We start from the raw sequence: 13,242 nt of genomic DNA on the forward strand, positions 1-13,242 counted from the left end.
CATGCACAACGTTAATACTCGATTCCATAAAACAGTGGTTTATTCCATTGTTGGGATCATGCTCATTCCGATTTTAGCGACCTTTGTCTATTCGCTTTCATCACGCTGGGGCGCTACTGTGCTTCCGGATGGTTTCACTTTTGATTGGTACGTTAAATTGCTGACCGACCCACGCTTTTTGCAAGCTTTTGGGCGTTCGCTGTTTATTTGTATTGCTTCGCTAACCCTCAGTGTGATTCTAGTTCTGCCAGCGATATTCGTGGTGTTTTACTACTTTCCAAGGCTCGATAAGCTCATGAACGTATTGATTTTGCTACCATTCGCTGTACCACCAGTGGTGTCCTCCGTCGGCTTGCTTCAACTTTATGCTGACAGTGAAATCTCCCTTATCGGTACTCCTTGGATTCTAGTAGGTACTTACTTCACCATCGCGTTACCGTTCATGTATCGTGCGATTTCTAATAGCTTTGAAGCAATTAACCTTAACGATTTAATGGACGCTGCACACTTGCTAGGGGCAAGCACAACCAAAGCGTTTTTGATGGTCATTTTACCTAACCTCAAAAAAGGACTGATGGCATCGCTTTTCCTTTCATTTTCATTTCTATTGGGAGAGTTTGTGTTCGCCAATATTTTAGTCGGCACACGTTATGAAACCCTGCAAATCTACTTGTATAACATGCGTCAGACGAGCGGCCACTTTACGTCTGCCTTAGTGATGACCTACTTCCTATTTATTTTTTTACTGACTTGGTTGGCAAGTCGTTTCAGCCGAGGAGTCAAACAATGAGCTACGTAACAGCGAAAAATCTGACTAAACGTTTTGGTGATAACACCGTATTTGAGGACATTCACTTTAACATCGAGCAAGGTGAATTCATTACGCTTTTGGGCCCTAGCGGTTGTGGTAAATCGACGCTACTTCGCAGCCTTGCAGGGCTTAACCCTGTCGATGGCGGCGAGATTTGGGTAAACGGAGAAGATATCACGCATCAAGTCCCGCAAGAGCGTGGTATTGGGATGGTCTTTCAATCGTATGCGCTGTTTCCCAATATGACCGTTGAAGGCAACATTGCATTTGGCTTAAAAATGAAAAAGCTTGCGAATGATGATATTCGACGTGAAGTAGCTAAAGTCATCAAACTGGTGGATCTGGCAGGTAAAGAAAAACACTATCCACATCAACTTTCTGGCGGTCAGCGCCAGCGTGTCGCACTCGCCCGAGCGTTGGTGGTTAAACCTCGCATATTATTGCTTGATGAGCCACTTTCTGCGCTTGATGCCAAAATCCGCAAACATCTTCGTCAGCAAATCCGAGATATTCAGAAAGAGATGAATCTCACCACTATCTTCGTAACTCATGACCAAGAAGAGGCGATGATTATGTCTGATCGTATCTTCCTAATGAGTAAAGGGGAAATTGTTCAAGCAGGAACACCTGAAGAAATTTATACTCATCCTGCTAACGAGTTTGTGGCCGGTTTCATGGGGCACTACAACCTTGTAGAGGCCAATAAAGCCAAGCAACTCTTCAATATTGATACCGAATGGAAAGTAGCGATTCGCCCAGAGTCTATATATGTAAAAGAGCAAGGTCGTCAATATGATAGCCACATCTCAGCGCCACAAGTAGGTACGATCACCAACCACCAGCTTCTAGGTAATATTATTCGCTATCAAGTGAACGTTGAAGAGTGTGAGCTCACTGTTGACTTACTTAACCGCTCTTCAGAACGCTTACTAGCGAATGGCAGCCAACTAGAGCTACTCTTTAACCTAAACGAAATACAACCAGTGAGAGCCTAAACATGTCCAAACCTTTGTATGTTTTTGATATGGATGAAACCCTAATAAACGCTGACTGCGCAATGATTTGGAACGAGTTTATGGTTGAGAGAGGCATCGCGACTGATCCTTTATTTATTAAGGAAGATCAGCGTCTAATGGCCTTGTACTCTGAAGGCAAAATGGACATGGAAGATTACCTAGCGTTCTCCATGAAGCCACTAGAAAACATGCCGATTGAAGAAGTAAACGCCTTGGTTGAAGAATGTGTTGAAAGCCATATTCTGGCTAAACAATTTCCTCAAGCCAAAACTCTGATTGAGCAACTGTCTCGTGATGGTATAGATATGGTTATCATCTCTGCCAGCGTCACTTTTTTGGTGGAAGCCGTTGGTCGCCGTCTTAATATTCCAACCGTACTCGGAATTGATTTAATTGAGAAAGACAACTGTTATACCGCTGAAATCGACGGTGTCCCTAGTTATCGTGAAGGTAAAGTCACGCGCTTAAAACAGTGGCTAGAAAATCAGCCTGAGCCTTATTCTGAAATCCATTTCTATACCGATTCAATCAACGATTTGCCTTTATGTGAATACGCAGATTACACCTACCTGGTAAATCCATGCCCACGCCTAAAAGAACACGCGAATCGATCAAACTGGATGCTATTACGTTGGAATTAGGCTTCAGTCTTTATAGAAATAAAGGGCAGCTAACTGCTACTCTTTTCCTTTAATTGTCTGGTTATACGTGAACTCAAATTTGAGACCATCGAAAAACAAACACACCAGTAACAAAATGGCGTAAGCCATGTCGAATTATTAAAAATAATGAAGATTTAGCAGTGTGATATGACAAGATTTATATAACCAAAATGGATAAAGAAAGGGCCATCTATATCTCATGATGTATTCAAATTCGACAGTCAAGCATTCCAGGAACAATAGAACAACATATTCACAATCCAGACTAACGATAATGAAAACATTGATTGAAGAATTAACATTTTAACAATCATTGCAACAATGTTAACTTTAGCTCCGTTGGTCGCGCTGGTGGTAAGCCTCTCACCAAGCCTATTGTCAGTTTTATATGGACGTTCGACCACCTCCAAAATGAATAGACACCCAATTTGGTGCCCTTTATTACGCCCGCAGAGGAAATTCTTTGCGGGCTTTTTTCTTCCAGCTTTATTGGTCTGGCAGTAAAAACAAAAAAGCCAGCCTTTTATGGCTGGCAAGTAGAGCAACAAGGTCAGTGCTTACTGCTAACTAGCACTGAACTCGTATTGGATTCATTTCCGTCTGTTAGTCTCTTTATCGGCGGTTATGACTTGCTTGCTTTCTCTTTGTGGCACGTTACCTTTACTAACTGTTCTTGCTCATCTTTAATGTTTTTCACGATACGCTCATCGCGTGCGTGGATGGCATCCATATTCATTTGCTGAATATCTGCTACAGCTTCATGCTTCATTTCAGAAAAGTCCTGACGTAAATCTGAGCTCCACTCCTCTTTGTCTAAAGTGTTAGCAGCAGCGATTGGTGATGACATTACAACAATAAGACTTAGAGTAGATAGAAATACGCTTTTCATAATAAGCTCCTTGAGGATTAGCAGTTCGTTTTAGTTACAATTTATATACTGCACATACGATGCCAACTTTTATTTTGTTATTTTTCAATAACTTAACCAAGGCAATATATTCATCATTATCTCCATCTGGTAAATTTCGCTAACCTAGTGTTAAATTAACCAAGAGAATTAAACACGAAAAAGCATTCATAAAAAGAATAGTTTATCAGGAGATTTTCTCGCTGTTCTTTCATCGAATAAATTACGTAACAACCCACTCTAGAACTGCTTTGAATCAAAATACAGAAATAAAAAAGCAGCCCGAAGGCTGCTCCTAATCGTTAACATCAAGCTTGTTAACTCTATACATTTACTTCAACGCTCGACGTCACTGGCGACTTTCTGAAACGATTAATCAAACGATGGATAAACCTCTTAATCGATCTGAAAATATTTTTAATATCTTCAAGCATTAAATACAAACAAGGCACCAGCACTAAAGTCAGAATCGTTGCGTACAACACCGCAAAGCCCAAAGCTACAGCCATTGGTATGACAAAACGCGCCTGCAAGCTCGTTTCAAACATAATCGGCAATACACCCGCAAACGTCGTTATTGAGGTGAGCGTGATCGCTCGAAAGCGTGCACAGCCCGCTTCAACCACCGCTTGTTTGATGTTCATACCCTTTTCTCTCACTTGGTTTACGTAATCTGTCATAACTAGAGAGTCGTTGATAACCACGCCAGCAGCAGCGATCAAACCAAATGTCGACATCATACTGATATCCAAACCTAGCCAGAAGTGGCCCCAAATCGCCCCCGTCAGACTAAATGGAATGACTGACATTACAATCAAAGGTTGGGTATAACTTTTTAACGGTACGGCTAACAAGATGTAGACGATGATCATGCCTGCAATAAAGAACAGAATCTGTTCATTACGCTGCGCTGCCTGCTCTTCAATATCACCACCCAATTCCGTTTTCACACTCGGGAAGACTTGCTTCATGTCCGGTAAGATATTGTCGTCGATGACCTTCACGATTTCTTGAGGTTCAACCAATTCTTCGTCTATCGAACCATAGACATAAACGGTTTGATACCCGCCTTCACGTCGAATGCTACTCACGCCCGGCTGCTCGTTGATCTTCACCACATCACCCAGCATGACCTTCTTACCTGCTGGCGTGGTAATCACAGCGTAACGTAATGATGAAAATGCTTCACGTGTCAGTTGCGGGTAACGCACCATAACTTTGATTTCTTCACCATCACGAATAAGACGCTGTGCTTCACCACCGTAGAAGCTGCCACCCACTTGCTCTGCGATCATGGTGAGATCCAGTCCGAGATCGTACGCTACAGGCGCAAGAGAGAGGAGTACTTCTTTACTTCCTGAATCAATAGAAGATGAAATATCGTATAACCCTTCTTCCTGCTGTAAACGCTCTATCAAGTAACGCCCAGCCTCGTTCAATTCATTAATATTAGAACCAAACAGCAAGTAACCAAACTCATCTCTGTCACCGCCACCCGCGCTCTGCTCGCGGATTTTGATGCTCTTCATTCCAGGAATAACTGGCATAGCTTCACGCCAACGTCGAGCAAGTTCAAATGTATTGAACGGGCGTAATTCCTCATCAACCAATGGCACCAAAACACGGCCTTCGGTACGGCTTCTGTTGTATGAAAGCACATCACGAATCATACCTTGACCATGTTCTGCGATGGTCTCTGATTCAATTTTTTGCATCACACGTTCGATGGTCTTAAGAGCACTGATTGTTTGCTCACTTGAAACGGTATCGTTCATTTCAATAGTGATCGCAGGATAATCAGTAGGCACTTTAGGGTTAGGGATCACCCGAACATAATTCGCGTTGACCAAAGCCGCACTGATCAGCAGCAAACCGCAAAACACAGCAAACACTGTCCAGCGCCAATGCGTACATGTCGTGACAAAGTTACGATAAGTGCCGTTTACAAAGCCAAAAAAGCGTTGGTTAAATCGGTCACGCCAGCCACCAGGTTTAACTGGCTTAAAGTGAGTATGTGCGAGGTGAGCAGGAAGGATTAACTTCGATTCAATCAAACTGAAGATCAAACAAAGAATCACAACGCCCGCAATACCATAGAAGAAAGCACTATCAATACCGCTAGACAACAAGAAAGGGGCAAACACGGCAATTGTGGTTAAAACGCCAAAAGTAGCTGGCGTGGCAACACGTTTGACACCGCGAACCACATTTTCGACGCCACCGCCTTTTTCTTCAATTTCGCTGTAGGCGCTCTCTCCCATCACGATGGCGTCATCGACCACAATACCGAGCACCATAATGAAGGCAAAAAGAGATACGATGTTTACCGTGATCCCTAATGCAGGCATCATCATCACCGCGCCAAGAAAACACACTGGCAGCCCAATCATTACCCACATTGCCAAGCGAAAGCGCAAGAAAATTGTCAGCATAATCGCTACTAGAGCAGCGCCTTGCAGCAAATTTTTCAACATCATGTCGAGACGACCGTTTAAATAATAGGTCGTATCCACTAAGACTTTGAGCTTAACGTCCTGCGGCAATGTCTTGTTTTTTGCTTCGATATAATTACGAACAGACTCGGCAACAGGGATAATGTTCTGATCACGAGTCGCTTCAACAGACATGTAGATCGCATTTTGCCCTGAGTACTCAAAGTAGCGCTCTTCTTCCGTAAAGCCATCTTTGATCGTGGCGATATCTTGCAGTAAAACCTTCGCACCATTTGCGCCAAGCTTTACAGGAATATTCCTAAACTCATCACCACGGTAGTACTGATTTTCAATCCTTACTGCGATCATCCCTGAGTTTGTTTTGACTTCGCCCGCAGAAAAGTTGGCAGAATAACGACTGATCGCGCTGCTGATATCGCTCAACGTCAAGTCGTATTTACGAAGAACGAGTGGATCAACTTCAATCGCTATCTCTTCCTCTGGTGCACTCAAATACACCAACATGACATTTTTGAGTTGAAGTAATTCATCCTCGACTTGCTTAGCAATGGGTTTGAGCTCTTCAAGCGGTCGGTCCCCAACTAACCCCATTTCTATCACATCTTGACGCCACTCAACTTGGTAGACATTGATCGGCTCCATACCGGCAGGTAAGTTGGATAAAGTATCAATGCGTTGATTTACATCATCCAAGACACGCTTGATATCAGCATTAACGTCTACCTCGATAGAGACATACGCGCTACCTCTAGAGGCCGTTGAGACCGTTTTTTTAATCCCGGTGACATCTTTAATCGATTCCTCAACCTTAACGAGAATACTTTCTTCAATTTCTTGAGGTGAAGCGCCAGGATAAGTCGCACGAACATCAATGTAGTTCACCTCAATGTTCGGAAACATCTGCCTTTGAATAAAGAGAAAACTGACCACACCCATGATGATGATGAACACCATCAAAAGGTTGGCAGCGACGGGGTTATTCGCAAAATAAGCAATTAAGCCCTTTTGTTTAGTATCTTCCATGACAAACTCCTACTTACTGTACGACGGTTTCGGAGTCGTCACTCTTTTTTGCGATTTGTACCGCCATGCCTTTTTGAGGGTACTCCGGCAAGGTAAGTACCAACTTATCACTTTGCTCTAAGCCTTCCCCCACAAGTAAAAATTCACCTTCTGCTCTCAAGACCGTTACCGTCCGAGGTTGAAGTTGATTCTCACCATTCACTACCCATACCGTGCGATTTTTGACTAATTCCTGTGGCAGGCGATAGATATGCTTTAGCTCCTTACCTGTGAAGCTCACTTCAACGTAGGAGCCAAATTTAATTGGAGGCTGCTGATTATCGACACCGTATGGGTCAGCGATTTGAATGACCATGTTAATCATTCGGGTAGCGCTATCAATCATGCCTAAATCACGAACCACTCGACCTTCTCTAGTGGTAGAAAACACACCTTGCTGCGTTACTGTCGCAGTGAGCTCACCAATGGATTCAGGTAAAAATGCACTATCAAAACCGGCGATTGGTACGTGCACCTCCGCCACTTCAATGTTGTTTAGCGTGGCAACTCGAGAGCCAGATGTGACAAATTGACCAACACCAATATCACGCTCAACAACCAGCGCATCGTAAGGTGCTACGACTTTGCAATTTTCTAAATCTCTTTTTGCTCGTTTGAGTGCCGCTTGAGCCGACTTCACTTGCGCTTGCGCGCTCAAAACGTGAGGCTTACGTAAATACAGGTCTGTCACTTGCTTATCGCTCAGTCTCTTGGCCTGACGTTTTGCCACTTCCGCTTTGGCTTGCTCCTCAATCAAGCTCGCACGTGCGCTAGCTAAATTGGCCTCGGCTTGCAAAACCGACGCTTCGTAGTTGTCACTTTCAATCGTGAACAGCACTTCTCCTCGTTTCACGATCCCACCCGTTACAAAATTAGGGTGCCAACTTATCACTTCACCACTGACTTGCGCGGAAAGATGTGTTTTTTCAAAAGGGACTAACTCACCATGGCTGGTTATCACCACTTTATGATCGGTAGGAAAAAGAGAAGAGGCCTGAACGGTAGGCTCTGTAATGGCATCTTTGGTTGACTCTTTTTCCGGAGCTGTCGCGGCGATTGCAGCATATCCTGCATAAGATCCACCAACGACAACGAAAGGTAAAAGCCAACGTAATACGGGTTTTGCTAACATCGAAAATCCTTTTTTATTGTTGTTTTCATCACCATGCTTTTATTAAATCTTTGACTCCCTGTAAGCATGATGGTGAGGGAATTACATTTGAATAGACGTCAAAGCAGCGCGTACCTTGCTTTTTCGGTTGCTAACTACAGAGTTATTGCCAATTCAAAGTTAATAAAATTAACAAAAAATTAACCAACTTCGCAAGTTGCCCTGACTTAACTCTTCTTTTAAATAGCAAGGGACGTGCCAGGCATTTATTTATTAAAATTCAAATAGTTATTATTACTCAACTATTTTAACCAGTGTGCTATTGGTCATAATCACCAGATATTAGTGATTATGACCAATTCAGACACAATCATAATTAAAATAAATGATTATCTGCGTTCAAAAAGGTGAACTTAATCCCGAGAACATGACAATTCATTGATTAATAGCCCGTTATCAAACCTTGTTGGATGCACGCTGCGGCAACTTAGGTCTATAATTTCCGATAAGTAACACTCTGTAAGACAAGGAAATGTACTTTGTTACATACACTCGCTAAGCTACTCTTCCCTTCTTTATTCACAATTTTATCGGCATGTTCATCCGTGTCATTGAACGATCCCAGTGAAAAATCCACTAGCTTCCAACTTGGGTATCAAGATGACTCCGTGCTTGCACAGTACTTTGAAGCTTACGGGAAAAACCCAAAGTCAATAACTGGCTTTTCCCCGTTAAATCAAGGACACGATGCCCTTCTTGCTCGCACCTCTTTAATCGAGTCCGCACAAAAAAGCCTTGATCTTCAATACTATATTTACCGTGGTGACGAAACGAGTCAGCTAATAACGTGGCGCTTGTATGAAGCGGCAAAGCGTGGAGTCCGAGTAAGGCTGTTGCTTGACGATATGCAAAAACGAAACGATGACGTGATGGCAGCCCTCAATGCACATCCTAATATCGAAATCCGCTTATTCAATCCGCATCAGTATCGCGACTCCCGCTGGTTCGCACTTGCCAGTGACTTTGAACGTCTTAATCGCCGTATGCACAATAAATCTCTGATTGCAGACAGTGTTTCTGCCATTGTCGGGGGTAGGAATATCGGCAATGAGTACTTTTCTTTTGAATCACAAGTCGAATTTGGTGATTTTGATCTACTGCTCTATGGTGAGGCGGTACAACAAACTGCAGATCAGTTCGACCTCTATTGGAATAGCGCCTATGCGATACCAATGGAATGGATAACACCGGACTCACAGCAAATTACCGACCTGGCGATTCAAAAGCAGGTCGACAAACTCCAGCTAGAGGAAAAGTTCTCAACCGGCCGTTATGACTTCACTAAACTGGATATGTACCAAGCTCTCAAACAAGGCAATCTCAAGCTCTACTGGGGAGAAGCAAAAGTATGGTTTGACTTACCCGATAAAGTTGCGACCCGAGAGAGCCAACTTATTGATAATTTAACGGAGCTGGTTAAAAGTGTTGAACATTCATTTGTTCTTATCTCCCCCTATTTCGTCCCAACCGAAGTCGGCACTCAAGCATTGAGTAACGCGGCCAAGCGAGGCGTTGATATCACGATAGTGACCAATAGTCTCGCCTCTAACGACGTGTTTGCCGTGCATGGTTGGTACGCAAAATATCGAACAGACCTACTCGAAGCTGGGGTCAAGCTATGGGAAGTAAAAGCGAGCGCGAAACTCAAAAGCAAGTGGAGCCTAACGGGGAGCAGCAGAGCAAGTTTACACGCAAAAGCAATGACGATTGATGACAAGACGCTGTTTGTTGGCTCGATGAACTGGGATCCACGTTCAGCCGCTTTGAATACCGAAATGGCCGTTGTTATCGAACAGCCAGAATATGTGCAAATGTTTCTAGAACAACTGCCGAATCAATTGTCGAATAACGCCTATGCCTTAACTCTACGCGACGGAGACATTGTCTGGACTGACATAAAAACAGGCAAAGAATATGATTCTGAACCAGAGGCCGGAGTATGGCGAAAAATGGGCGCTTGGTTCTCCGGCATATTGCCAATTGAAGATCAGCTATAACAATTGCCAATGTGTCAAAACCTCCCCGATAAAGCAATACAAGAATGGACACTAGATTTGGGGAAACACAATAAATACAAGGAAGTTCAATGTCAGCATAGTGGAACGAGTACTATCAGAAAATTTTAAACCAACCTCACCGACCAAACGTAGAAAATGCCGTAAACCTACTGAAACTCGAGAGCAAAGTCGCTCTTGATATTGGCTGCGGAATAGGCCGAGACAGTCATTTCCTCCTCGAACACGGGTTTAACGTTCACGCATTTGATAGCCATGAAGATGCAGTAAAAACTTGTTTAACACGCTTTGAAGGCCACAAGCGTTTCTCAATTTCACAGTGCTGTTTTACTGAGTTTGACTACCCTCAATGCAGCCTGGTTATCGCGAATGCCAGTTTGTTCTTTTGCCCGGACGAAGGCTTTGAGCAAGTTTGGACCAAAATAGACAGTGCCTTACAACCTGGCGGTATCTTTTGTGGTGATTTCTTAGGAGTAAAAGACTCTTGGGTTGCATCAGAAATGCATCCGAACATTACCGCATTAACGAAAAAAGAAGTGGAAAGTTTATTCGCGGATTACGAACTCATTTCATTGAATGAAAGAGATGAAGACGGAACCACGGTAGTCGGAAGCCCAAAACACTGGCACATGTTTAGTGTGACCGCTCGCAAGCGCTAAAAGCGGTCTCTCAAGAAAGCAGCACTTCAAATCAGTGCTGCTATCAGAGATTAATTGACTGAATACACCACTTCAAAACGCTCCAAAACTAGCGTACGTTTCTCATGCCAATCTATGTTCAACTCATCGCATTCAGCTTTAAAAAATGCAGTATGCGCGTCACGCCACCAGTTTAAGGTTCTATCACCTTCGCCTTCTGCGTAGGCAAACTCTGCGGTTACATCCTCATATTTGCATGTACTTACGTCAGTAATTCGTATCACGCAAACTGGGTCCCCATCCCAATTCGTCACTACTTGTAAATGACCGACTTGGGGCATGCTTTCGCCATGCTCTCGATACCAAAGCTCCAAACTGCACGATGCAGTTTTCTGTCCAATATGAACCAAGTCTGCGCATACATTCGCGTTGTATTCATCGGCACAATAATAGTCAGCACTAACTGATGGTACGGCTGCTCTTTGTTCTAGTGATAATAATTTTAGATACTGCTCTAAGTAATCCTTAGCTCGCGCGTCCATGCTTGCTCCTTAGTCATCATTCCGCAAGGAGAATAAAAGATATCTCGACAAATAACCACAGGGAACAAACTGAAAAACAACAAGAATATGACTTCCACATAGACGACTGTTATTTCTTTTGTAATAACTTTGCTAAACGTTTGTGCTATTTGCTATTGTTGCATGGTCTATCTGTACTCTTCTCGTGAAAGGACGTTATATGCGCTTATTTATTGGTATTTTTTTCTCGCTGATACTTGCCTTGCCGACAATGGCATCGGACGAAAAGTATTCAGAATCGGATCTGTTAGATAGACCATTAATGGAACGCTATATTTTAGATGAGCTAAAAGCACTGCGTCAGGACTATCAGAGCCTGGAAAAACGAATGATCACAGAGATCACCGACCGCGAGCTGACGGTTGCGGATAAATCGTTGAACTATGCCAACGTGACCGTAACCTACTTCTTCTACATCATCGCAGGTGTCGCATCGCTGATCGCCTTTGTAGGCTGGCAATCTCTGCGTGAGTTTAAACACAACACCAAAGAGATGGCGGATAAACGATTAGAAAAGATCGCCCAAGAATACGAGAAGAAATTTGTAGCACTGGAGCGAGATTTAAAACGCAAAACTCGAATTATCAGTGAAAACAATAAAGAAATTGAGAAAATCAACGAGATCCATAACTTATGGTTGCGTGCGCAAAGCTCACAAACACCAGAGCAACGTATTGAAATCTATGATGAGATCTTGCTGATTCGCCCAGGTGATTTAGAAGCGTTGACTTACAAAGCAGACGCCGCGATGGAAATCAACGAATACCACTGGGCACTGAGCATCTGTAACCGCGTACTTGAAGTCGATTACACCAATGGTCCTGCACTGTATCAACGTGCTTGTGCATACTCTCGTCTTGGCATTGAAGAGCAAGCCATTGAAGACTTGGAACGCGCTATTGAATACAGCCCATCTATTCGTGATTTGCTTGCCGAAGAGCGAGACCTCGAATTGCTGCATGGTAACGAGCGCTTTGAAAAGCTCTTACACCTAGCAAACGAATAATGGAATGAACAGCATGAGTAGTCACTTTAACTTAGAAGACGCCAGCCAAGTGTTGGTTGGCGCTTTTGCCCTCGCCGTCCCCATCTCTTTTTCTGAAGAGGCGTGGCGACTGGGTGAAAGCTTGCCAATGGCAAACCTGCTCATGCTGTTAAGCCTTTCTGTCATTTTCCTCAGTTTTTTCGCCTATCAAAGCGTGTTCCAAAGCCACATCAAAAATCGCGTATCCATTTTTATTTTTCGTGTGGTTATCGCGTACCTCATTGCGGCCGTTGTGGTGGCGTTAGTTCTTTTCTGTCTTGATAAGCTGCCACTAATGAATGAGCCTTTGGTTGCGATAAAACGGGTCATCGTCATCACAATGCCGGCGTCAATGGGTGCGATTGTGGTGGACAGTTTCGACAAAGAATAGGAATAACACCTACTCTTCTAACGTTAAGTTAGAACCCGAGTGGTCTTTGCCTAACACATCTTCTGGGTTTCGCAGTGCGCAGGTTTCTAACGACAAACACCCGCAGCCAATGCATCCGCCCAAATCGTTTTGCAGGGCTTTGAGCTTTTGAATTTTTTGCTCCAACTGTTCATGCCAATGGCTCGCCATGACTTCCCATTGCTGTTTGTTTGGCGCTTGATGTTTCGGCAGCTCATCTAGCGCATGTTTGATTTCTTCTAACGACAACCCCACTTGCTGCGCCGCTTTAATCACCGCAACACGGCGCAAAACGCTGCGGTGGTAGCGGCGCTGATTGCCTTGATTTCTCCAGCTCGAAATCAGTCCTTTTTGTTCATAAAAATGCAGGGCAGAGACCTTCACTCCGGAACGTTTTGCCACTTCTCCTACGCTGATTTCCATCCTTGACTCCCTGTGTGTCAATTTTGTTAAAAAAATGCTTTACCTCAAGTTTACTTGAGGTTTTAAAGTT

Annotated in this window: 11 protein-coding genes and 1 pseudogene; 7 read left to right on the forward strand and 5 right to left on the reverse strand. The window is 43.6% G+C overall.

Going from position 1 to position 13,242, the window contains the following annotated elements:
- The first annotated feature begins 1 nt into the window (after nucleotide 1).
- Genes NL643_RS12885 through NL643_RS12895 form a run of 3 tightly spaced genes read left to right on the forward strand, consistent with a single transcriptional unit; the run spans nucleotide 2 to nucleotide 2,468 of the window.
- Complete coding sequence (locus NL643_RS12885; RefSeq protein ID WP_213898012.1) at nucleotides 2–790, forward strand: ABC transporter permease; 789 nt, start codon at nucleotides 2–4, stop codon at nucleotides 788–790.
- Nucleotides 787–1,806: an ABC transporter ATP-binding protein gene (locus tag NL643_RS12890; RefSeq protein WP_109168901.1), complete on the forward strand. Its 1,020-nt coding sequence runs from the start codon at nucleotides 787–789 to the stop codon at nucleotides 1,804–1,806. The genes NL643_RS12885 and NL643_RS12890 overlap by 4 nt, the downstream gene beginning before the upstream one ends.
- A gap of 2 nt (nucleotides 1,807–1,808) precedes the next feature.
- Nucleotides 1,809–2,468 carry an HAD family phosphatase gene (locus NL643_RS12895; RefSeq protein ID WP_104972302.1) on the forward strand — a complete coding sequence of 220 codons (660 nt, stop codon included), beginning with the start codon at nucleotides 1,809–1,811 and terminating at the stop codon, nucleotides 2,466–2,468.
- Between the two features lie 643 nt (nucleotides 2,469–3,111).
- On the opposite strand, the gene NL643_RS12900 is transcribed toward NL643_RS12895, so the two are convergent.
- The 3 genes from NL643_RS12900 to NL643_RS12910 all read right to left on the reverse strand — a co-directional run bounded on the left by NL643_RS12900 (nucleotide 3,112) and on the right by NL643_RS12910 (nucleotide 8,043).
- Nucleotides 3,112–3,378: a hypothetical protein gene (locus NL643_RS12900; protein WP_046873807.1), complete on the reverse strand. Its 267-nt coding sequence runs from the start codon at nucleotides 3,376–3,378 to the stop codon at nucleotides 3,112–3,114.
- 341 nt (nucleotides 3,379–3,719) lie between these two features.
- Nucleotides 3,720–6,872: an efflux RND transporter permease subunit gene (locus NL643_RS12905; RefSeq protein ID WP_253644542.1), complete on the reverse strand. Its 3,153-nt coding sequence runs from the start codon at nucleotides 6,870–6,872 to the stop codon at nucleotides 3,720–3,722.
- 13 nt (nucleotides 6,873–6,885) lie between these two features.
- Nucleotides 6,886–8,043: an efflux RND transporter periplasmic adaptor subunit gene (locus NL643_RS12910; RefSeq protein ID WP_139059295.1), complete on the reverse strand. Its 1,158-nt coding sequence runs from the start codon at nucleotides 8,041–8,043 to the stop codon at nucleotides 6,886–6,888.
- A 518-nt stretch (nucleotides 8,044–8,561) separates the two neighbouring features.
- On the opposite strand from NL643_RS12910, the gene NL643_RS12915 reads away from it, so the two are divergent.
- Both NL643_RS12915 and NL643_RS12920 read left to right on the forward strand, forming a co-directional pair.
- Nucleotides 8,562–10,079 carry a phospholipase D family protein gene (locus NL643_RS12915; protein WP_253644543.1) on the forward strand — a complete coding sequence of 506 codons (1,518 nt, stop codon included), beginning with the start codon at nucleotides 8,562–8,564 and terminating at the stop codon, nucleotides 10,077–10,079.
- An 89-nt stretch (nucleotides 10,080–10,168) separates the two neighbouring features.
- A pseudogene (locus NL643_RS12920) lies at nucleotides 10,169–10,756 on the forward strand (class I SAM-dependent methyltransferase).
- A gap of 50 nt (nucleotides 10,757–10,806) precedes the next feature.
- Here NL643_RS12920 and NL643_RS12925 read toward each other — a convergent pair.
- Nucleotides 10,807–11,277, reverse strand: coding sequence for an ASCH domain-containing protein (locus NL643_RS12925; RefSeq protein ID WP_253644544.1), 471 nt, complete (start codon nucleotides 11,275–11,277; stop codon nucleotides 10,807–10,809).
- 199 nt (nucleotides 11,278–11,476) lie between these two features.
- Between NL643_RS12925 and NL643_RS12930 the strand changes: the two genes are divergently transcribed.
- Both NL643_RS12930 and NL643_RS12935 read left to right on the forward strand, forming a co-directional pair.
- Complete coding sequence (locus NL643_RS12930; RefSeq protein ID WP_005392681.1) at nucleotides 11,477–12,322, forward strand: tetratricopeptide repeat protein; 846 nt, start codon at nucleotides 11,477–11,479, stop codon at nucleotides 12,320–12,322.
- 13 nt (nucleotides 12,323–12,335) lie between these two features.
- Nucleotides 12,336–12,731 (forward strand): DUF2391 family protein, encoded by a 396-nt coding sequence (locus NL643_RS12935; protein ID WP_005373896.1) that lies wholly within the window; start codon nucleotides 12,336–12,338, stop codon nucleotides 12,729–12,731.
- A 9-nt stretch (nucleotides 12,732–12,740) separates the two neighbouring features.
- Here NL643_RS12935 and soxR read toward each other — a convergent pair whose 3' ends face one another.
- The gene (gene soxR, locus NL643_RS12940; protein WP_005392679.1) at nucleotides 12,741–13,172 is read right to left on the reverse strand and encodes a redox-sensitive transcriptional activator SoxR; all 432 of its coding nucleotides are present in this window, start codon (nucleotides 13,170–13,172) and stop codon (nucleotides 12,741–12,743) included.
- Nucleotides 13,173–13,242: the final 70 nt, after the last annotated feature.

This window comes from Vibrio sp. Y42_MX_L11, from assembly GCF_024181785.1.
GTDB lineage: Bacteria > Pseudomonadota > Gammaproteobacteria > Enterobacterales > Vibrionaceae > Vibrio > Vibrio diabolicus.